A 20609-nucleotide genomic window follows, 5' to 3' on the forward strand; every position below is an offset into this window, starting at 1 on the left:
TGAGGACCCGATCGTGACCAGCCCGCACTCCTCGCCCGCACACGCCGCCCTGACTCCCCGGCAGGCGGGTGAACGGGCCGCGGCCGTGCTCGAGGAGATCCGCACGGCCGTGGTCGGCTCGCCGGACCCGCCGCACCTGGTGATGCTCGGCATCCTCGCCGGCGGCCATGTCCTCATCGAGGATCTGCCGGGGCTCGGGAAGACGCTGCTGGCACGCTCCTTCGCCACCACGCTCGGCCTGGACTTCCGGCGCATCCAGTTCACCCCCGACCTGCTGCCCTCCGACGTCACCGGGGCCCCGTTCTACGACCAGCGCACCGCCGACATGGTCTTCCGGCCGGGACCGGTCTTCAGCCAGCTGCTGCTCGCCGACGAGATCAACCGCACCCCGCCGAAGACCCAGGCGGCACTGCTGGAGGCGATGGCCGAGTCCCAGGTGACCATCGACGGAAGCACCCGGTCGCTGCCCTCACCGTTCGTGGTCGTCGCCACCGCCAACCCCATCGAGTACGAGGGCACGTACACCCTGCCCGAGGCCCAGCTCGACCGGTTCCTGCTGCGCGTGCGCATGGGCTACCTGGCGGCGTCCGAGGAGAAGGACATGCTGCGTGCGCGGGTCGACCGTGCGCGGCCCGAGGCCGTGCTGCGCGCCCTCAGCAGCCCGGGCGAGGTCCTGGCCATGCGGGCCGCCGTCGAACGCGTCGAGGTGGACGAGGACCTGCTGGAGTACGTCGTCGCGCTGGTCCGCGCCACCCGCGAACACCCTCACGTCCAGGTCGGTGCCTCTCCGCGCGGCGGCCTGGCCCTGGTGCAGCTCGCCCGCGCCCGTGCCGTCCTCGACCTGCGGGACTACGTCACCCCGGAGGACGTCAAGTCCGTGGCGGTGCCGGCCCTCGCGCACCGCGTCACCCTGAAGCCGGAGTTGTGGGTGCGGCAGATCGACGGTGACGACGTGGTGCGCGAGATCGCGCAGTCCGTGCCCGCCCCGCAGACCGTGCCCCGCACGCCGGTCGCGTCATGACGGAGCGTGTGCCGGACCGCGGAGCGGCCGCCGTCGAGCGGGCCCTGAACGGCCGCCACGACGTGTCCTCCCAGCCTCCGCCACCGCCTCCGTCCGGTCCGCGCGCGGGTGAACGCGCCCTCCGACTGGGCACGTTGGCCGTTCTCGGATGCGCCGCCGCACTCATCACCGGGCATTCCTGGGTACTCGCTCTCGCCACCCCTCCCTTGGTGCTCCTCGCCCTCGCTCTGCCGAACGGGCCACGCCCGGGGACGGTGACGGCCCGGGCCGCGGTGGAGCCGCGCAGGTGCTTCGAGGGCGAGCGGGTGGCGGTGCGCATCGAGGTGTCCTACGACGGCGGGACCGGCCGCGTGGACCCCGGAGTCGCCCTCGGTCACGGCATCCGGCTCGACCGCCTCGCGGTCGGCCCGCACCGCGTCGAACTCGTCATGACCGCGCAACGCTGGGGCCGCTGGGCCCTCGGCACCGTCGATGTCGACGTCTACGACCTCGGCGGGCTGGCCCGGCGCACCGTTCGGGTCGACCTCGGCGAGATCGCCGTCTTCCCGCTGCCCGGGCACGCCGGCCTCACGCCCGTCCCGGTCCGGCTGCCGCAGCGCCTCGGTGAGCACACCGCCGCGCAGCGCGGCGAGGGCGTCGAGGTCACCGGCGTGCACCCCTACGTGCGCGGCGAACGGCAGCGGCGGATCCACTGGCCCGCCACCACCCGTCGCGGCACCCTTCAGGTCCACCAGTTCGCCGCGGAACGCGCCGCCGACACCGTGGTGCTGCTGGACGTGCTCGCCGACGTGGTCGACCCGGTCACCGGGGCGTCCTCGCTCGACGAGACCCTCCGCGCCGCCGCCGGACTGGTCCGCGCCTACCTGCGCACCCACGACCGGGTCGGCGTAATGTCGGTCGGCGGCGCGACCCGCTGGCTCCAACCGGGCAGCGGCCAGGGGTACTTCTACCGCATCGTCGAAAGCGTGCTGGAGGTCCGCAAGGACCGCGCGTACCGCTCGGAGGGACTCGACCGGCTGCCGCCGCCCGCACTGCCCCGGGGAGCGCTGGTGTACGTCCTCACGCCGCTGGCCGACCAGCGGATCCTCGGCATCCTGCATCAGGTGCGCGGGCGGGCCAACCCGATGGTCGTGGTCGAGATCCCGGCCGGCGAGCCGGTCCCGGAACCCGGCGACACCGAGGACGAACTCGCGCTGCGGCTCTGGCGGGCCGACCGCGACGCCATGCGTTTCGCTCTGGTGGAGCACGGCATCGCGGTCGTCGCCCACCGGCCCGGCCGGACCCTCGACCTCGCCCTCGCGCCGCTGCTCCGCACCCGCGTCCACGGGGGCACCCGATGACCGCCGCCCCTGCCCCGATCACCCCGTCCGGCCCACGCCGCGCCGACGGCCGTGCCGCCCGGCTCCGTGCACGGCTCACCTCACGCCTCACCGACCGGTTGCTGGGCACGGCCCTTGCCGTCGCCGCCTGCGACCCGCCGGCCGTCCCGCACGCATCCGTGCCGGCCAAGGTGCTGTGCGCGGGGGCGGTGGCGGCCGCGTGGTGGGCCGCGCCGATGGTCGACGCCCGCCCCGTCCGGCCGTCCGGGCGCCGGCGGGCCCTGGTGGCCCGGCACCGGACGACCGTGCTGCCCGCCGCGGCGATCGTGGCCGCCGCCGCCACCGATCCCCCGTTCTGGCTGGTGGTCTGCGTCGCCGCCCTGCTGGGTGCCTATCTGCTCGTCACCGATGCGTGGACGGTCGGTGTCACCGCGCCGCGCGAGCGCCCGCGGGCGGCGACCGCGGCGGCGGTGGCCGCCGCGACCGCGGTGGTACTGCTCGCGGCCGAGGCCCCGATCGCGGGCACCTCATGGGCACGTCTGCCCGCCTCACTGGCCGTCGTCGCGACCGGGGCCTGCCTGGTACTGGCACTGCGTGTCCGTCACCACCCGCACCAGGACTGACCGCGCTCCTCGGCATCCCGCTCGGGCGGGATCGGTCAGGCGGGATCGGCCAGGTCCTCCGCGTCCGCGAACACCTGCGACGGGGGCTGCGGTCCCCCGTACCGCCGGCAGTCGCACCGCCCCGCCTCGTACCGCGGCGGCCCCCTCGTGGGGCGCGGGCCCACAACCCCGGGGGCGGTGTCGGCTGTCTGCGGGGCGCCGGAAGAATGAGCCTTCGGTGGGTTCCACGGGAAGAGGGGAAATCAGGTGGGGAAGCAGGTCTGGAAGGCCGTTACGGCCGGTGGGGCCGCGGCGGCGTTCGTCGCTCTGGCGGCGGTGCCGGCCGGGGCGGCCGAGGGCGGGGTCTCGTTCACCCGTGTGCGGGTGAACGGCGGCAAGCCGATCGTGATCGGGGTGTCGAAGGAGGTCGCCGTGCCCACGTCCTTCCGGATGACTACCTCGCACAGGTGGAAGTGGCCGGCGGTGTTCCTGTTCCGCCGCACCGCGGACGACCGGCTGTGGCACGCCATCGAGACGAGCGACTGCGTCAGGGTGAGCACGGTCGCCTGCGACTTCCAGGAGACGATGTACTTCGACCCGAGCGTGTGGGACATGCGCAACAGCGAGGCCGGAGCATGGACCGTCGGGGCCGAGGTGTCCTTCGACGGCGGCGGCGGTGACGTCGACGACAAGGGCCTGACGGCCTACGTCAAGCGCAACTCCCGCCTGACCGTCAACGCCTCGCCCGAGCCGGTGTCCAGGGGCAGGACCCTCACCGTGACCGGAAAGGTCACGCGGGCCGACTGGCAGAGCAGGAAGTACGTGTCCTACGGGGACCGCCGGGTGAGCCTGCAGTTCAAGCCCGCCGGCTCCTCCTCCTATACCACGGTGAAGAAGGTGAACGCCAACGGCTCGGGCGCCCTCAGAACGACTGTGACCGCCTCCACGACGGGTAGCTGGCGCTGGGTGTACTACGGCAACACCACCACCGGCCGGTCGGCCTCGTCCGGGGACAAGGTCGTGGTGAACTGACGTCCGGTGCCGCCCACGGGTGGGCGGCGACCGGTCGTGCGGCGAAAGTGGCGACGGCGGAGGTGCCGGGCCCGGCACCCCTCGTCGTGGTCAGACGGCCCGGAGTTCCATGCCGAAGTGGCCGCCGCCGACGGGATACGTCCTGCCCCGGCTCCAGCCGGCCGCGGTGAAGAGGGCGTCGAACTCGTCCAGGTCGCGTTCGACGCCGCCCGTGACGCAGAGCATGGCCATGTCGGAGATGGTGGCGAAGTCGGACGTGCCGACCTCCTTGAGGACCATCTCCACGACCAGCGCACGCCCTCCTTCACCCGCCGCGGCACGGCAGTTGCGCAGGATGCGGAGGGCACGGTCGTCGTCCCAGTCGTGCAGTACCGTCTTGAGCACATGCAGGTCCGCGGTGGGAACCTCGGCGAAGAAGTCGCCGGCTGCGCCGGAGAACCGGTCGGACAGACCGCGCCGCGCGGCCTCCTCCACCGCGCCCTCGACGGCGTGCGGCAGGTCGAGCACCTGACCGCGCAGCTCGGGACGGGCCTCCATGAGGGCCAGCACCAGGTGCCCGTCGGCGCCGCCCACGTCGATCACGGTGGAGACGCCTTCGAGGTCCGCCCCGGCCACGACGCCCTGGGTCACCATGGCGGACATGCCGCCCATCGCCTCGGAGAAGATCCGCGCGGTCTCCGCGTTCTCCGGCCGTGCGAAGTAGTCGAAGATGTCCGCGCCCAGCGCCTTCCCGGCCTGGCTCTCGCCCTTGCGCACCGCCTCGGGGAACAGGCCCCAGGGCTGCCAGTGCGAGGGCGCGGCCTGTACCAGCGCCATGGGGCGCAGGGAGACCGGCGTGTCGCTGCGCAGGAGCCCGCCCATGCCGGTCAGGCCGAAGCGGCCCTCCCCCTCGTAGCTGAGCAGCCCCAGCGAGGCGGCGGCCCGCATCAGACGGAAGGTGGTCCGTTCGTTGCTGCCTTCACGCGCGGCCACCTCCTTGGCCGTGCGCGGCTCCCCGGCGAGGTGGTCGGCGATGTTGAGCGCGGCCACGGCGTGCACGATCTGGGTCATCGCGCCACCGGCGATCAGGTTCAGCAGGCTCGCGGCATCCGCGGCCGGGTCGGTCGCCTGCGTCACGGTCGTCCCTGTCATGGGAGTGGTACCTCGTTCACTTCGATAACAACGGCTGGTGAGGTCTGTAGTTTTGATCCCGCGGGAGCGGTGGCGCATGTATCCGAGTGCCACGTCGACCGGACTTCCGCGTCGCCGGCGGCAGGCGGGAACGGGGACGACGATGAGTGCACGGCAGCCGGGCGGGGCGTTCACCGCGGACGTCACGGGGCCCGAACACGGGGAGAACGGCTTCGCCGTCTTCCGGCGGGCATGGGACACGCAGACGGGCGAGGCCCTGCCCCTGCCCTCACTGGACACCGGCGAACGGGGCGCCTTCCGGATCGGTGTCAGGGCCGCGAGAGCCCATGACGCGGTGATCGCGGACGTCCGTTTCGCACACTTTCGGGGACGCACCTCGGGTCCGGGCGAGGGTGGCGACCGGGTGCTCGTCCACCTGATGCGGCAGGGGTCCTGGCGTTTCACCGGGCTCGGTGGAGGCGAGGCGGACGTCACGGTGCCGGACGGGTCCTTCCTCGCCCGCCGCAACGGCCCGCCCACCTCGTTCGACGTGAGGCCGGGATCGCGGGCGACGGTGTTGATCCTGCCCCCCTCGGTGCTGCGGGGGGGTCTCCGGCGGACGGCCCGTCCTGGGCTCGAACCGGTCGAGTGAGATGCGTGTCCTGATGGCCCATGCGCGCATGGTCCGCGAGACGGTGAGGGACCTCGGCCCGGCGGGACTGCTCGGCGCGCGGGACGCCCTGCTCGAACTCACCAGGGGAGCCCTGCGACGGGAGTTCGACGCCCTCGAGCCCCGGCTCGCTCCCGCACTCGCCCGCGCCGCGATGGAACTCGCGGACGAGTACCTGGCCGAGCCCGACCTCTCCCCCTCCTTACTGGCCCGGCTCAATGTCTCCGTCCGCACCCTGCATCGCGCGTTCGCCACCGCCGAGGAGCCGGTCGCGGCCTATGTGCGCCGCAGGCGGCTGGAACAGGCGCGGCGGGAACTGCTCACCCCGTGGGACAGGCCGAGCATCGCGGAGGCCGCGGCACGCTGGCACTTCGCGGACAGCAGTCACTTCGCCCGGGCCTTCAAGAAGCAGTACGGGGAGGCTCCTTCCCGGATGATCGCCGCCGCCGAGGAGGAGCGGAGGCAGCGGCAGGCCGACTCCCACCGACCTTCCGCCTGGGAGGGCCCGTCGGGCTCCGAACGACCCGGGCGCCGGACCGGGAATGACTTCCCGCTCCTCGGGAACGCGAACTGAGGCACCATCAGGGCGAGTCGGACGCAGGAGGCAGGCATGAGGGATCACCCGTGGCGGATCGTCCCGGCGAGCCGGGGCATGAGCGTGCTCTATCTTCTCGCCGGCGTCCTGATGGCGGTCAACGCCGTCTGGCAACTGCGCACCGGCGTGGCCGTGTTGCCCGTCGTCTCCGGCCTCGCCGCTCTGGCTCTCGTGGTCACCGCTGTCGTCGGGCTGGCCCGTCCCGACTCGCGTACGCACACCCACTGACGACCGCCCGGCCGCGCGGGCGTGGTGGCAGCCCTGTGCGGGACCGGGCGGTCGCACCGCCGTGGTGGCTACCCGTGGCCGTCACCCGGAGGGTCCGCGCGGCGGGGTCGGCGGGGTCGGCGGCGTCGGGGACGAACATGCCGGCGGCCACACCACTGGTCGGGTGGCCGACGACCTCCCCGGTGATGGCCTCCCCCGGAGCGACGACGGGGGCGCCCGGCGGACAGGGGCTGTCGGAGCGGGTGATCTGCGCGCTGATCCGGCAGGTGTCGGCGGAGCCGATGGCGACGTGGCAGCGGGCGCGCGGCCACTCGGCTGCCTCTGACAGTCTGTACGCGTGTCGTGCCGTCCGAGGACCGCTCGGCACTCCGCAACCGCCGCACTCCGAAGGACACCGATGACCGACACCACCTGCCACATGTCGATCTCGCTCGACGGCTTCGTCGCCGGCCCCGAGCAGAGCCGGGACGATCCGCTGGGCCTGCGCGGCCCGGAGCTGCACGGATGGCACATCGGTGACCCACGCGCCACCGAGGCCGACAGCACGGCGAACGGGTGGCTGATGCGCCCCCGTGGCGCCTACGTCATGGGCCGGAACATGTTCGGGCCCGTCCGGGGCGAGTGGAACGAGACGTGGGAGGGGTGGTGGGGCCCCGAGCCGCCCTACCACGCCCCGGTCTTCGTCCTCACCCACTACGCCCACGCACCGATCACGATGAAGGGCGGGACCACCTTCCACTTCGTGACGGAAGGCTTCGACGCCGCCTACGCGCAGGCTCTCGAAGCCGCCGAGGGGAACGGCGTGGACATCGCCGGCGGCGCCTCGACGGTGCGCCAGGCACTCAACGCCGGGGTGATCGACGAACTCACCCTCGACATCGCCCCCGTCCTGCTCGGCAGCGGCGAACGTCTCTTCGACGGCGTCGAGACCTTCGGCTTCGAGCCCGTCGAGGTACTCCACTCGCCCCTGGCCACCCACGTCCGCTACCGCAGGAACGCCGAGGGCTGAGCGTCGGGCCTTCGGCGATGACGAACGCCGACTCGAGTTCCGCCGCGGCTGCACGCTGAGGGACGTCGATCACCACGACGTCGCGCTCCTGGGGTGGACTCGACGTGCCGGGCAGCCGCGGTCGCTGAGGATCGTCGGGGCGGCCTATCCGGAAGGCGCCGGCGGGAGGGCGTCGGTGTACGCGTTCACCGGTTTGGCGACCTTCCGCACGGAACGGGCCTCGAGCGCGACCGGCGCGGAAGCCGTCCCCAGCGTTCCGCCGGGGCGCCAGGTGCCGGTGACGGTCACCCACGTGTCGGCTGCCGGTGTGTGAGGGCTGCGGACCCGCACCTTCACCGTTCGAGCGTCCGCCGCACAGCAGGAGATGATGATCCGGTTCAGCGACCAGTCGCCGTCCCGGCCGCCCGGGGTGACGAAACCCGTCAACCGTACGACCCGTCCCCTGATGGCCTGTGTGTCGTCCTGCCGCACGCGGCGGGTGAAGTCGGAGAGGGTGAGGGGCAGGGGGGAGGTGGCGGGCAGCGGGTCGAAATCGCTTGCGCGTGTGACGGGTTGGGCGGGCTGACGGGCGGCGGTGTACGCGCCCAGGGCAGGCGGTGCCCACAGCAGCAGGCTGAGAGCGGGCGGAAGCAACAGCCATGCGGCCCGGGGTGTCCCGGAGGCATGGTGGCCGTGGCCATGCTCCTGCTCCTCGTCGTCCCCGTGGCCGTCGTCCTCGCGGCGGCGCGCGCCGGACACCGCTTCCGCCGCCGCCAGCAGGACCAGCAGTGCTCCGGAGGCGATGAGCAGCGGGCGCATCCCCTGCTTGACGTACCGCAGATACAGGTCGGTGAACAGGGCGACGCGCAGCAGGCCGGCACCGACGAGGAGGAGCAGTGTCATCCGAAGCGCACGTCTCACAGCAGTACTCCTCCGATCAGCACGCTGGACAGCACGGCGACGACCACGGTGGCGGCGGAGAACCGGAACGCGAAGGCCCGGCCGAAGGTGCCCGCCTGCAGAGCGATCAGCTTCAGGTCGACCATCGGGCCGACCACCATGAACGCCAACCGCGCGACCGGCGAGAATCCGCTCAACGAGGCCGCCACGAACGCGTCCGCCTCGGAACACACCGCCAGCACGATCGCCAGCACGACCAGGAACCCCACCGAGAGCCACGGCGTTCCGGAGAACGTGTCCAGCACCGAACGGGGCACCGTCACATTGAAGGTGGCGGCCGCCACCGCGCCCACCACGAGGAAACCGCCCGCCTGCAGGAAGTCGTGCTGGAAGCCGACCCTGAACTCCCGCAGGCGATGACGGCCCGTCCGGTGGCCGCTCGTCCGCACCACCGGCCGCAGCCACTCGGGCCGTCCCAGCCAGAGCCAGAGCCAGCCCATCACCGAGGCAGTGCCCAGGGAGGCCAGCAAGCGGGCGAGGACCATGGCCGGATCGCCGGGGAAGGCCACCGCGGTGGCCGTCAGCACCACCGGGTTGATCGCGGGCGCCGACAACAGGAACGTGAAGGCGGCCGCGGGTGTGACGCCCCGCTTGATCAGGCTGTTCGCCACAGGCACCGAGGCGCATTCGCAGCCCGGAAGTATCACCCCTGCCGCACCGGCGACCGGTACGGCGTACACCGGACGGCGGGGCAGCACACGCTGGAACACGCGCGCGGGGACGAAGGCGTTGATGGCACCGGACAGGAGCGTTCCCAACAGCAGGAAGGGGAGCGCCTGCACGACCACGGCGAGACAGACAGTGCGCCACGCCTGCATCGCCGGTGTCTCCATCCACCGGTTCCCGAGGTGGAGCACCCAGAGCAGCCCGCCCGGCACGACGGCCGCTCCCAGCAGGAGGAGCGGCCAGTACCGGGGCCAACCGGGCTCGTCCTCCTCGCTCGCCGCCGGATCACCTTCGACGGGTACGACCGTCCCGATCCCCCCTGTCACCCGCATGCCACCTCCGCTCGCCCGCCCTGGGCCAACATAGCGGTACCGGAGGTTCCCACCGGCGGCGCGTCACCGTGGGTGCCGGTGCGAGCGGCGCCGCACCGTGAAGACGCAGGCGAGGACGCCGAGGGCCCAGGCGATCAGGAGGGCGCCCCACAGGGGCATGGTGACCATGGGCACGAGGAGGCGGATCTCCACGTGCGAGCGGTTCTCGAAAATGAAGACCAGGGCGATCGCGGTGATCACGGCGAACGGAGCCATGCGGCGGAGCGCGGGGTGGGAGGAGTGCGGTCCGTCCGCGTACGCCCTGTCAGTACCGGCCCTGGTCATGAGCTTCCTCTCCCTCTCCTCGGCCCCCCGTGTGCGGTGCGCTCACCCCGTCACCTCGTGCCGCCACCGGTCGGCCCTCCTCCCGTGCCCGCTCCCCCGCGGTCGCCGTCACGCCGCACCACGCACAGGGCCCAGACGATGAAGCCCGAGACGGTGATCATGACGACGGACCACACCGGGTAGTACGGCAGGGAGAGGAAGTTGGCGATGATCACGAGTGCGGCGATGGCGACGCCGGCGATCCGCGCCCACATCTTCGGTCTGATCAGTCCGGCGCTGACGATCATGGCGACCACGCCCAGGGCGAGATGGATCCAGCCCCAGCCGGTGAGGTCGAACTGGAAGACGTAGTTGGGTGTGGTGACGAAGACGTCGTCCTCGGCGATGGCCATGATGCCCCTGAAGAGGGTGAGCAGTCCGGCGAGGAACAGCATCACGGCCGCGAAGGCGGTCAGACCGGTCGCCCAGTCCTGCCTGGTGGTACGCGCCGGGTGCGTGTGTGCGGCGGTCATCTCGGGCCTCGTTTCGTGGGAGGGGATGCGGGTGTGTCAGTGGGCGGAGGGGCCCGTGCCCGTCGTACCCGGGCGTTCCGCCGGGCCGTGACCGGACAGGACCAGGTCCTTCGCCCTGCGGAACTCCTCGTCCGTGAGGGCGCCCCGGCTGCGGATCTCGGAGAGCCGGGCCAGTTCGTCCACGCTGCTGGACCCGCCGGCGGCGGTCATCCGGATGTAGCTGTCGAAGTCCTCCCGCTGCGCGCGGACCCGCTTCGCCTCCCGCTGTCCCATGTTCTTGCCGCGGGCGACGACGTAGACGAACACGCCCAGGAAGGGCAGGACGACGCAGAACACCAGCCAGCCGGTCTTCCCCCAGCCGCTGAGGTCGTCGTCCCGGAAGATGTCGGCGACCACGCGGAACAGCAGGGCGAACCACATGATCCACAGGAAGATGACCAGCATGGTCCAGAAGGCCCCCAGCAAGGGGTAGTCGTACGCGAGGTAGGTCTGTGCTGTCATGTCCGGCCTCCGTTCCGGGCCTCGCCCGGGGTCGTCGGTTCCCTACGGCATCAGACTGCTCACGGATGCGCCGCGCGGCCTCACCCGGGACGGGTGAACGGAGCGCCGTCCTCACGGGCGGGCGCCCCGAGCGGCCTTCATTCCGGGAGTTGCCGCATCTCCATGACGCGCAACCCCAGCGACTGGCAGCGCACGAGCAACCCGTAGAGGTGGGCCTCGTCGATCACGGTGCCGAACAGGACGGTCTGCCCCGACATCACGACGTGCTCCATCTCCGGGAACGCGTTCGTGAGCGTCTCCGACACATGTCCCTCGACGCGGATCTCGTAGCGCACGCGCGGACCTTCCGCCGGTCGGGCTGCCCCCCGCTTCGGCGCGGGCGGTGTCTTGTCTGCGTCGATCGTGCGTCCTTCCGCCCTCCCTCGGCCTCACCCGCCGGAGGTGACTCCACGGTCTCGGGCACGTCAGCGCCCTCCGAGCCCTTCCACGCGGTCCCGGTACGCCGGCCCGGTCCCAGTGCGTCGCCACGGTCTCGACGCGCCGGGACGGCCTCAGGGCGTCAGGGCGATCTTGAGGACGACGATCACCGTCCCGAGCAGGACGTTGACCACCGCGGTCGTGGCCACCAGCCGCCGTGCGGCGCCCGCGCCGCGTGCCGCGGCCACGGACCACCCGACCTGACCGGCCAGGGCGAGGGACAGCGCCAGCCACAGGCCGCCCTGGACATCCAGCCCCAGCAGCGGACCGACCGCCACGGCCACGGCCGGTGGCACGGCCGCCTCCACGATCGGCCATTCCTCCCGGCACACGCGCAGGACCACCCGACGGGTCGGAGGCTGCCGGGCGAGCCGTGCCCCGAACAACTCGGCGTGGACGTGCGCGATCCAGAACACCAGGCCGGTCGACAGCAGCAGAAGGATCAGTTCGGCACGCGGGAAGGAACCGAGGGAACCGGCGCCGACGACGACGGAGGCGGCCAGCATGGAGCCGTAGACACCGCCCGTGGAATCCGCGTGGGCCCCGTGCCCGGCCGACTGCTCCGCAGCCCGGCTCGCCCCGCCGGTACCTACGCCTCTGGACACGAGGTCCTCCCTCCGCCCGGTGCCCATGACCAGGCCGTCACCGAGTCGTACGTCTCCGCCCGGCTCGACGGGCCGGAAGCGGACGAGCCGCAAGGGCTCCCCCGGTGCGACCGGAGCGCCCGGTGCGACCGGAGCGCCCGGCGCCGCGGCGTCCCTCACAGCTGGCCGAGTTCCCGTGCCCGGTTGACCGCGTCACCGCGCCGGTTCACCGCCAGCTTCCGGTACGCGCTCTTGAGGTGGGTCTTGACCGTGTTCACGGACACGTACAGGTCGGCCGCGATCTCCTCCGTCGTCCTCATGCGCGCCAGCCGCCGCAGGACGTCCCGCTCGCGTCCACTCAGCTCCACCGGCACCAGGGGCACGGTCTCGGACACGGCCCGCGGCTGCCCGCCGTGCCCCGGTGGCGGGCCGTGTCCCGGTGGCGGGCCCGGCAGGAGCCAGCCCTCGGCGAGTTCGCGCAGCGGGCTCGTGGCCAGCAGGGGTTCGATCCACTCCCCCGCACGGCGGAAGGGGCGCCGCAGGCGCTCGCGCCGGGCGTCGAGGAGGGCGCGCGCGAGGAGTCTGCGGGCAAGGTCCGTCTCTCCCGCGTCCCGCGCCGCCCGGGCCCGCACCAGCGCCGCCCCCACGCGCACCGCGGGCCCGGCGCGTCCCTCGGCGCGGACGGCGCCGAGCAGGTCGTCCGCCGCGCGGGGTCGTCCCGCGGCGACCTGGATCGCCGCCGCCTCCACGGCGCACACCGGCTGTTCGCCGGAGACGACGTGGAGGAGCCGGAGCGCCTCGTCCGGCCGTCCGGCGGCGAGACACGCGGCGGAGCGGACGACGGCGGCGTGCCCCTGCGCCCAGGGGGAGGCGACGGTCGTGGGCACGGCCGTCTCCGCCGCCTCCGCGGCGGCGTCCGTCTCGTCCTCGTCGAGGAGGAGGCGGGACGCGGCAAGGGCCCGCAGCGCCGTCGGCACCGGATCGTGCTCCCGCGCCGGCGACCCCGCCGTCTCGTCGAGCAGGCTCCGGGCCCGGCCGAGTTCCTGACGGTCCACCGCGACGGCGGCGAGGACCATGCGTCCGAGGCCGGCGCCGGGCGGTCCGGGCAGCCCGGCGAGTTCGCCCTCGGACACCGCGGCCCGGGCCCTGCGTTCCGCCCGGCCGGGCCAGCCGTTCAGGTAGTCGGCCAGCGCCAGGTGTCCCATCGCCTCCGTGCGGGGCAGCACGGTGGCGGACCCTCCGGGGGCGTCGGCGCCGCGGAGCAGCGCGGTACGCGCCTCCTCGTAGCGTCCCTCCCACAGGCGGACCGAACCCAGGTGCGTCATCAGCAGGGCGGTCAGCTCCTGGTGCTCGTCCAGCAGACGGTCCGGCAGGTCCCGGAGGAGTTGCCCGGCCGCGGCGGCGGCCCGCTCCGCCCTCGGCGGGCATCCGGTCAGCCGGGCCGCGAGCGCCTGCAGCAGCGTGCAGCTCAGCCGGGCCGCCGCCAGGTCCGGACGGTCCTCGGCGTCGAAGAGCCGTTGCTCGGCCCGCCGCAGCCCTCGCAGACCGTGGTCGAGGTCGCGGCGGGCGAGGGCACCGGCGGCCCGGACGAGGTCGCTCGCCTCGCTCGAGGCCTCCGGTCCCATGCCGGCGAAGAGCTGGAGGAGACCGTCCGAGCGCAGTCCGGTGAAGAGTTCGCCGATCGCCAGGTCGTCGACCAGCACACCGGCCGCGAGGTCGAAGTCCCCGCCCGCGGCGCCCTGGGTGAGTGCCTCCGCGACGAATCCGGAGCGGCGCAGCCATCGCGCGGCCCGCAGGTGCAGTTCCGGCTCCAGTCCCGGCAGCCGTTCGCGCAGGTGGGCCCGGAGTATTTCCCGGAAGAGCGGGTGCAGCCGGTACCAGGAGTGTGCGAGCCGCTCGATGAACGCGTTCTCCCGGTGCAGCTCGGCGAGGAGGGGTTCGGCGTCCTTGCGCAGGGTGAGGGCGTCGGCCAGGTCCGGGCAGAAGCGGTCCAGGACGCTGACCCGCAGCAGCAGGTCCTGCGCCTGCGGCGTCCTGCCCTTGAGGACCTCGGCGAGCAGGAAGTCCGCGACCGTGCTGTGCCCCGCCTCGAACTCCTTCAGATACCGCTCGGGATCGGAACTCCCCTGGGCCGCCAGGGCCGACAGCCGCAGTCCGGCCGCCCAGCCCCGGGTGCGCTCCACCAGCGCGGACGTGGCGTGCGAGGGGAGGCGCAGTCCGTGCAGCCGCAGCAGCGCGTCGGCCTCCTGCGGGGTGAGTGACAGTTCGGCGCCGCGTATCTCGGTCAGTTCGCCCGCGGCCCGGTAGCGGTGCAGGGGGAGCTGTGGTTCGGTGCGGGTGACGAGAACGAGGCGCAGCCCCTGTCCGGCGTGGCGCAGGACGAATTCGAGCTGTTCCGCGACCTCGGGTGCGGTGACGCGGTCGTACTCGTCGAGCACGAGGACGGCGGGCCGGTCGCGGGCGTTCAGCTCGGCGGCGAGTGCGGCCAGCAGACCGTGCCCCACGCCCCCCGGATTCGCGGGGGCCCCGGCGGCCTCGGCCGCCCGCGCCCCGCAGGTGCGCAGGGCCTCGAAGACGTAGGCCCAGAACACCCCCGGCCGCTGGTCCCCCGCCTCGACGGTCAGCCAGGCCACCGGTGACGGCAGCCCCGCGGCCCAGTCGGCCACGAGGAGCGTCTTGCCCGCCCCCGCCGGGCCGTTGACCAGGGTCAGCGGTGTGCGCAGCGCCTGGTCCAGACGGTCGAGGAGACGCCGCCGCCGCAGGAAGGTGGTGGGCCGCGAGGGGAGGGTGAACCGTGTGCGCAGGTACGGGTCGCCCACCGGGTCGGTGCCGGTGGCGGCCGGGTCCGGGGCCGTGCGGTCGGTGGCGCTCATCCCGCTCGGCCCCGGCTCCCCCGGCTCCTGGCCCACGCGGGCCGCTGCGGGAGTTCCGGCACACGCGGAGCCGGGTCGGGCAGGTCGGGTGCGTCCGAGTGGATGGTCCAGCGGCACATGGTCCGCCCCTTCCGACGACGACGGGTCCTCGCCCCGGCGGCGGCCGCGGGGGTCTGCGCGAGAGCCTGCGCGGGGCCGGTCGCGTCTTGCGGCTTCCTTCAGTGTCGCGCCCGGTGGCCGTCCGGGCACTCCGGAGCGGGAGGTCCCGCAGTGGTTCCCTCCCTTGCCCCACGCATAACGGAGCGCGGTAGGGAGACGGACGGGCGAGGGGCCCGTCCGTCAGGTGCCCGGCGGATCGGTGCGCCTCCCTTGCGACGTGTCACGCGGGTTGCGGGACGACGGCCACCGGGCAGGCGGCGTGGTGCAGCAGTGTGTGGCCGACCCGGCCGAGCTGGAGCCCGAAGCGGGTCCCCGCCGCCTTCTCTCTCGCTGTATGACGTGCAGGAGGGGTCCCCTTCCACGGTCGCGCCGTCGGCAGGTGTCGGGCATGGGCGTCCCGGCCCCCCCCGTGCGGGATCTTCGGCCCTGGCGGCCTCGGTGCTCCCGTGGCGTGCGCCCCGTGGGTGACGTCATGACCCACACCGCCGTGACCGTGGGCCGGTACGCCCCGTTCAAGGGCATCGTCACGCTCATGCGGGACCGGAAGGCCGGGGCCCTGCCCGTCCTGGAGGGCGAGGGCCGCGTCGTCGGCGTCGCCTCCGAGGCGGATCTGCGCCTCGAGGAGGGGTTCCGCGACAGCGACCCGGACCGGCTCGCACCCCCGGCCCGGTGCCGTACGACCGGCGATGACGTGCTGCCGGCCGTGCCGTACGGCCGGCCGGCCGTGACGCGCTACCGCCCGGGCCTCGCTACGGGACGATGCCCGTCCCGTCGGCGGCCTTCTCCGCGTCCGCTCCGACGGCGACGACCTCGCGTCGCGGGCCGCCCAGCACGACCTTGAGGGCACCGGTCTCGGCCGCCCGGGAGAAGACGTCGTAGGCCTCCTCCATCCGGTCGAGCGGGAAGGTGTGGGTCACCAGGTCCCCCAGGGGCAACCGGCCGGCGGAGGCCATGCGCAGCAGCGTCGGCGTGGAGTAGGTGTCGACGAGGCCCGTGGTCAGCGTCAGGTTCTTGATCCACAGATCCTCCAGGTGCAGGGTGGCCGGTCTGCCGTGGACGCCGACGTTGGCGACGTGGCCCCCGGCGCGCACCATCCGCGTGCACATCTCGAAGGTCTCCGGCAGGCCCACCGCCTCGACGACCACGTCCGCGCCGAGTCCGCCCGTGAGGTCGGCGACCAGCTGGGCGGGATCCTCGCGCGCGTCGGCGACCGCGTCGGCGCCCATGCCCCGTGCGGCCTCCAGACGCGCCGCGGCGACGTCGACGGCGATGACGCGCTCGGGCGAGAAGAGCCGGGCCGTGGCGACCGCCGCCAGTCCCACGGGGCCGGCCCCCACCACGACCACCGTGTCCCCGGGGCGGACGCCTCCGTTGAGGACGCCCACCTCGTAGGCCGTGGGAAGGATGTCGGCCAGCAGTACGGCGTCCTGGTCGGGGAACGTTCCGGGCAGTGGGTGCACGGAGAGATCGGCGTACGGGACCCGGACGTACTCGGCCTGCGTCCCGTCGATCAGATGCCCGAGGATCCAGCCGCCACCGCCGAGGCACTGCCCGTAGGCGCCTTCCCTGCAGTAGCGGCACCGGCCGCAGGCGGTGATGCAGGACACCAGGACCCGGTCCCCCGGGCGCACGGTACGCACATCGCCGCCGACCTCCACGACCTCGCCCACCGCCTCATGACCGAGCACGGTGCCCGGACCCACCTCGGGCACATCGCCCTTGAGGATGTGCAGGTCCGTGCCGCAGATCGTGACGGCGTCCACCCGCACCACCGCGTCCGTGGGCTCCTTCACGTCCGGGTCCGGAACGTCCTCCCACGCGGATCGTCCGGGCCCGTGGAACACGTAGCCCTTCATGTCGCATCCCATCCTTCGGTGTCTGGTGCGGAGTCGTACAGGGGCGGACGGCGGCGAACGGACGCGCCCGGCCCGCCGCGGCAGCGGGAAGTCCGGGCCACGCGCGTCCGTGCGCCGGCCGACCCCACCTCTCCAGTCTTCACCCGTATGCCGAAACCCGCTCGGGCCGACCGGCCCCCGCACACCGCCCCTCCGGCCCGAGCGCCGGAGCGGGCCCCGCTGTCATCGATGTGCGACGACGGCGACGGGGGCGGTGGCGTGGTGCATGACCGCGTGGGTGACGGCCCCGATGTGCACGCCGAACGGGCCCCGGCGGACGCGGCGGCCGACGACGACGAGCGAGGCGTCGTGGGAGGCGTCGATCAGGTGGCTCGCGGGACTGCCGAGGCGGGACAGCTCGTCCACCTCGACGTCCGGGTACTTCTTCCGCCAGGGCAGCAGCACCTCGGTGAGCGCGCCCGCCTGCGCGCGGGCCAGGTCCTCGCGGGGGTCGTAGCCGCCGGCCATGGTGTACGCGTAGGAGGCCGGCAGGTTCCAGCCCTGCACGACGGTCAGCCTGGCCGCACGCCGCTGTGCCTCCTCGAAGGCGAAGGCGAGCACCTCCTCGGCGGGACTGCCGGTGTCCAGGCCCAGCACGACGGGCCGGAAGGCGGTGGCCGCGGACGGGATACCGACCGGGTCCTTCAGATGCTCGTCGACCGCCTGTTCACCGGCCCGGACGACCACCACGGGCACCTCGGTACGGGCGACCACTGCCTGGCCCACAGACCCGACCAGGTAGCCGCCGATGCCGCTCAGCGCCCGGGAACCGAGCACGAGCAGCTCCGCCTCCCCGGCCACCTCCGCGAGGACCTCCGCCGGACGGCCCCCGCGCTGCTCGGTGCTCACCTCGACACCGGGATGCGACAGCGCCAGCCCCTCGGCGGCCTCACGGGGGATCCGCTCGGTCCAGTGCTGCTGCGTCTCGGCGCCCACGAGGGGCGCCTGCGCCATCGGCTCCGGCACCGGCTGCCACACATGGACCAGCTTCACCACCGCCCCCCGCAACGCCGCCTCACGGGCGGCCCACCGGGCCGCGGCACGGCTCTCGGGCGATCCGTCGAGACCCACGGCGATCGTCCTGGGCATCGAGCCCACCTCCTGCGTACTGGTCGTCTGCGTGCTGTGTGCTGTGTGCGCGCTGTGCTTCGCTGCTCCTCCAGCATGCCGGGCGGCGACCGCCCGGGCAGGGGCCGATGGTCCCGGCCGGGGATCCGGTGGGCCCGTTCGGCGGGCCCACCGCATCGACGGGGGTTCAGCGCAGCCACGCGTGGTCGCGGACGATGGGGAGCCCCGCCCACAGCCGTCCCAGACCCAGGGTGTCGCCGGCGGAGACCGCCGCGAGGGCGATGAGGACCACCGCGTAGACCAGGTGATAGTCGGCGAAGGGATTCGTCGACATGCTCGGCGTGCCGTCCGACAGATGCTGGGCGGGTGGCCACTCGGCCATCCACATCAACGCCATCATCACCGTGCCCGCCAGCGCCGTCAGGCGCAGAGCCACCCCGGCGATCAGAGCGAGACCGATACCGAGCAGGCCGAGCATGAACAACCAGTCCGCCCAGCCGGCCCCGGCCCAGGCATGGAAGGTGGACTCCATCGGTCCCACGGCGACCGAGCCGAGGAAGCCCTCGGTGGGCGAGCCACCGTCGATCCAGCCCTTGCCGGACGGGGTGGCGTAGCCCAGGCCGAAAGTCTTGTCGAGAAAGGCCCACAGGAACACGAAGCCCATCAGCACGCGGGCCGAGGCGAACGCGTAGGCACGGACGGTGCGCGTGCCCGTATGCGTCTCCGTATGCACCGAGGCGGCGGACTCGGGGGCGGAGGAGGTCCGGTTCCTGCGCAGGAACGGCAGGTGCAAGCCGGCCTTCGGGTTCGAGTGCTGATGGACGGCCATGGTGGTCACTCCTTGGTGACGTCGGTGACGCCGGTGACGTTCCAGTCGTTCCTGACACCACTCACTCTCCCGGCGCCCGCCGGCCCACGCAGGGTGCCGATGGTCCGCGGCGTTGGGCCGAACGTCCCTACGCGAGCGGGTCGTTCGGCGTCCGGCTCACGGGGGGGGCGCGCGCCGCCGTGAGCCGGAGGGGACTACCGCTCGCCCCCGTCAGTGCGTCCACCGCGGGTGTCGTCGACCGTGTCCCCGCCCGGACCCGACGCCTGCGTCGAGGGGCCGGTCGCGGGCTTGTCGAGCGGGACCGCGCCGGCCACGTCGAGTCCGTCCTCGATCAGCGTCTGCGCCGTGTCCTCGTTGGCGGTCCGCAGCGGTATCTCCTTGAGGAAGAGGATGGCGAGGAGCGCAACGAGTGCGATCGGGGCCGCGATGAGGAAGATGACGCCGGTGGCGCGGCCGTAGGAGTCCTCGACGACCGCCGCGATCGGCGCGGGCAGCGTGCTGATGTCGGGCAGCGAACCGCTGCCCGAGCCCTCGACGCCCAGTTCGGCCAGGCCGTCGGCCATGTAGGTGCTGACCCGGGAGGCGAGGACGGCGCCCAGCACGGACACGCCGATGGCGCCGCCGAGGGTGCGGAAGAAGGCGACCGTGGAGCTGGCCGCGCCGAGTTCGTGCAGGGGCACGGTGTTCTGCACGGCGAGCACGAGGTTCTGCATCGTCATGCCGACGCCGCAGCCGATCAGGAACATGTAGACGGCGAGCAGTCCGTAGGCCGTGTCGGCGCGGGCGGAGCCCATGAGGGCCAGACCGACGATGAGCAGGACGCCGCCGAGGACCAGGTAGCGCTTCCACTTGCCGTAGGCGGTGATGAGCCGTCCGACGACGGTGGACGAGCCGACGAGGCCGATGATCATCGGCAGCGTCATCACGCCCGCCTTGGTGGGCGAGTCGCCGCGGGCGATCTGGAAGTACTGGCTGAGGAAGACCGTCGCTCCGAACATCGCGGTGCCCACCGCGAGGCTCGCGACGACCGAGAGGGTCAGGGTGGGGTTGCGGAAGAGCCGCATCGGGATGATCGGCTCGGCGGCCCGCTGCTCGACCAGTACGAAGGCCGCCGCGAGGACCAGGGCGCCGAGCACCATGGCCACGGTCTGCCAGGACCACCAGTCGAAGGTGTCACCGGCCAGGGAGACCCAGATCAGCAGCAGGGAGACCGAGGCGGCGACGAGGGCGGCGCCCAGGTAGTCGACCTTGACGGCCCGGGTGACCAGCGGCAGTCGCAGGGTGCGCTGGAGGATGACCAGGGCGGCCAGCGCGAAGGGCACACCGACGTAGAAGCACCAGCGCCAGCCCAGCCACGAGGTGTCGACGATGACCCCGCCCAGCAGCGGGCCGCCGATGGTGCCGAGTGCCATCACCGCGCCGAGGTAGCCGTTGTACCGGCCTCGTTCGCGCGGCGGGATGATGGTGGCGAGGATGACCTGGGCGAGGGCGGTCAGCCCGCCGGCGCCGAGGCCCTGGATCACGCGGAACGTGATCAGTGTGCCGGGATTCTGCGACAGGCCGGCCGCCGCCGAGCCCAGGATGAAGACCAGCAGGGAGAGCTGCACGAGGAGCTTCTTGCTGGTCAGGTCGGCCAGCTTGCCCCAGATCGGGGTGGAGACGGTGGTCGCCAGCAGGGTGCTGGTCACCACCCAGGTGTAGGCGGACTGGCTGCCGTCGAGGTCGGAGATGATGCGCGGCAGGGCGTTGGACACCACGGTGCTCGACAGGATGGCGACGAACAGGCCGAGCAGGAGGCCGGACAGGGCCTCCATGATCTGTCTGTGCGTCATCGGAGCGCCCGCGACGGGAGCTTGCGGGGCGC

The 20609-nt window shown here is 73.1% G+C and carries 21 protein-coding genes and 1 pseudogene; 9 read left to right on the forward strand and 13 right to left on the reverse strand.

All coding sequences use genetic code 11. The features are described from left to right. Nucleotides 1–13: 13 nt before the first annotated feature. From OHB09_RS01495 to OHB09_RS01510, 4 genes are all read left to right on the forward strand, one after another. The gene (locus OHB09_RS01495) at nucleotides 14–1021 is read left to right on the forward strand and encodes an AAA family ATPase (protein WP_328921478.1); all 1008 of its coding nucleotides are present in this window, start codon (nucleotides 14–16) and stop codon (nucleotides 1019–1021) included. After that, entirely contained in the window at nucleotides 1018–2361 is a 1344-nt protein-coding gene (locus OHB09_RS01500) for a DUF58 domain-containing protein (protein WP_328921479.1), read from the forward strand. Before OHB09_RS01495 ends, OHB09_RS01500 begins: the two co-directional genes overlap by 4 nt. Beyond that, nucleotides 2358–2963 (forward strand): hypothetical protein, encoded by a 606-nt coding sequence (locus tag OHB09_RS01505; protein WP_319350264.1) that lies wholly within the window; start codon nucleotides 2358–2360, stop codon nucleotides 2961–2963. Before OHB09_RS01500 ends, OHB09_RS01505 begins: the two co-directional genes overlap by 4 nt. Nucleotides 2964–3209: 246 nt before the next feature. After that, nucleotides 3210–3974, forward strand: a complete 765-nt coding sequence (locus OHB09_RS01510; RefSeq protein ID WP_328921480.1) for a hypothetical protein — start codon at nucleotides 3210–3212, stop codon at nucleotides 3972–3974. Nucleotides 3975–4064: 90 nt separating this feature from the next. Here OHB09_RS01510 and OHB09_RS01515 read toward each other — a convergent pair whose 3' ends face one another. Next, nucleotides 4065–5105 (reverse strand): methyltransferase, encoded by a 1041-nt coding sequence (locus tag OHB09_RS01515; RefSeq protein WP_328919383.1) that lies wholly within the window; start codon nucleotides 5103–5105, stop codon nucleotides 4065–4067. A gap of 142 nt (nucleotides 5106–5247) precedes the next feature. Between OHB09_RS01515 and OHB09_RS01520 the strand changes: the two genes are divergently transcribed. The 4 genes from OHB09_RS01520 to OHB09_RS01535 all read left to right on the forward strand — a co-directional run bounded on the left by OHB09_RS01520 (nucleotide 5248) and on the right by OHB09_RS01535 (nucleotide 7586). Then, complete coding sequence (locus OHB09_RS01520) at nucleotides 5248–5736, forward strand: hypothetical protein (protein ID WP_328921481.1); 489 nt, start codon at nucleotides 5248–5250, stop codon at nucleotides 5734–5736. A gap of 13 nt (nucleotides 5737–5749) precedes the next feature. After that, the gene (locus tag OHB09_RS01525; RefSeq protein ID WP_328921482.1) at nucleotides 5750–6328 is read left to right on the forward strand and encodes a helix-turn-helix domain-containing protein; all 579 of its coding nucleotides are present in this window, start codon (nucleotides 5750–5752) and stop codon (nucleotides 6326–6328) included. Nucleotides 6329–6364: 36 nt separating this feature from the next. After that, the gene (locus tag OHB09_RS01530) at nucleotides 6365–6577 is read left to right on the forward strand and encodes a hypothetical protein (protein WP_006136996.1); all 213 of its coding nucleotides are present in this window, start codon (nucleotides 6365–6367) and stop codon (nucleotides 6575–6577) included. Nucleotides 6578–6974: 397 nt separating this feature from the next. Then, entirely contained in the window at nucleotides 6975–7586 is a 612-nt protein-coding gene (locus OHB09_RS01535; protein WP_006136995.1) for a dihydrofolate reductase family protein, read from the forward strand. Nucleotides 7587–7730: 144 nt separating this feature from the next. Here the strand turns inward: OHB09_RS01535 and OHB09_RS01540 are convergent, their stop codons facing one another. From OHB09_RS01540 to OHB09_RS01575, 8 genes are all read right to left on the reverse strand, one after another. Next, nucleotides 7731–8486 (reverse strand): TIGR03943 family putative permease subunit, encoded by a 756-nt coding sequence (locus tag OHB09_RS01540; RefSeq protein ID WP_328921483.1) that lies wholly within the window; start codon nucleotides 8484–8486, stop codon nucleotides 7731–7733. After that, nucleotides 8483–9517: a permease gene (locus OHB09_RS01545; RefSeq protein ID WP_407077302.1), complete on the reverse strand. Its 1035-nt coding sequence runs from the start codon at nucleotides 9515–9517 to the stop codon at nucleotides 8483–8485. Before OHB09_RS01545 ends, OHB09_RS01540 begins: the two co-directional genes overlap by 4 nt. 69 nt (nucleotides 9518–9586) lie before the next feature. Then, on the reverse strand, nucleotides 9587–9847 hold the full coding sequence (locus OHB09_RS01550; RefSeq protein WP_006136992.1) for a LapA family protein: 261 nt from the start codon (nucleotides 9845–9847) through the stop codon (nucleotides 9587–9589). A 50-nt stretch (nucleotides 9848–9897) separates the two neighbouring features. After that, nucleotides 9898–10359 carry a DUF7144 family membrane protein gene (locus OHB09_RS01555; protein WP_006136991.1) on the reverse strand — a complete coding sequence of 154 codons (462 nt, stop codon included), beginning with the start codon at nucleotides 10357–10359 and terminating at the stop codon, nucleotides 9898–9900. 36 nt (nucleotides 10360–10395) lie between these two features. Next, nucleotides 10396–10860: an SHOCT domain-containing protein gene (locus tag OHB09_RS01560; RefSeq protein WP_006136990.1), complete on the reverse strand. Its 465-nt coding sequence runs from the start codon at nucleotides 10858–10860 to the stop codon at nucleotides 10396–10398. A 137-nt stretch (nucleotides 10861–10997) separates the two neighbouring features. After that, on the reverse strand, nucleotides 10998–11195 hold the full coding sequence (locus OHB09_RS01565) for a hypothetical protein (protein WP_006136989.1): 198 nt from the start codon (nucleotides 11193–11195) through the stop codon (nucleotides 10998–11000). Nucleotides 11196–11411: 216 nt separating this feature from the next. After that, nucleotides 11412–11942: a hypothetical protein gene (locus tag OHB09_RS01570; RefSeq protein WP_328921484.1), complete on the reverse strand. Its 531-nt coding sequence runs from the start codon at nucleotides 11940–11942 to the stop codon at nucleotides 11412–11414. A 155-nt stretch (nucleotides 11943–12097) separates the two neighbouring features. Continuing rightward, nucleotides 12098–14794 (reverse strand): LuxR C-terminal-related transcriptional regulator, encoded by a 2697-nt coding sequence (locus tag OHB09_RS01575; RefSeq protein ID WP_328921485.1) that lies wholly within the window; start codon nucleotides 14792–14794, stop codon nucleotides 12098–12100. A 631-nt stretch (nucleotides 14795–15425) separates the two neighbouring features. Here OHB09_RS01575 and OHB09_RS01580 point away from each other — a divergent pair. Beyond that, nucleotides 15426–15605, forward strand: a pseudogene (locus tag OHB09_RS01580) (CBS domain-containing protein); the annotation flags it as partial. 97 nt (nucleotides 15606–15702) lie between these two features. On the opposite strand, the gene OHB09_RS01585 reads toward OHB09_RS01580, so the two are convergent. The 4 genes from OHB09_RS01585 to OHB09_RS01600 form a co-directional block, all read right to left on the reverse strand. Beyond that, nucleotides 15703–16809 carry a zinc-dependent alcohol dehydrogenase family protein gene (locus tag OHB09_RS01585; protein ID WP_191890510.1) on the reverse strand — a complete coding sequence of 369 codons (1107 nt, stop codon included), beginning with the start codon at nucleotides 16807–16809 and terminating at the stop codon, nucleotides 15703–15705. A 222-nt stretch (nucleotides 16810–17031) separates the two neighbouring features. Next, entirely contained in the window at nucleotides 17032–17937 is a 906-nt protein-coding gene (locus tag OHB09_RS01590; RefSeq protein WP_328921486.1) for a universal stress protein, read from the reverse strand. A gap of 166 nt (nucleotides 17938–18103) precedes the next feature. After that, nucleotides 18104–18745, reverse strand: coding sequence for a hypothetical protein (locus OHB09_RS01595; RefSeq protein WP_328921487.1), 642 nt, complete (start codon nucleotides 18743–18745; stop codon nucleotides 18104–18106). Nucleotides 18746–18939: 194 nt separating this feature from the next. Continuing rightward, complete coding sequence (locus tag OHB09_RS01600; protein ID WP_234525778.1) at nucleotides 18940–20577, reverse strand: MDR family MFS transporter; 1638 nt, start codon at nucleotides 20575–20577, stop codon at nucleotides 18940–18942. Nucleotides 20578–20609: the final 32 nt, after the last annotated feature.

It is taken from the genome of Streptomyces griseoaurantiacus, assembly GCF_036189845.1.
GTDB lineage: Bacteria > Actinomycetota > Actinomycetes > Streptomycetales > Streptomycetaceae > Streptomyces > Streptomyces griseoaurantiacus.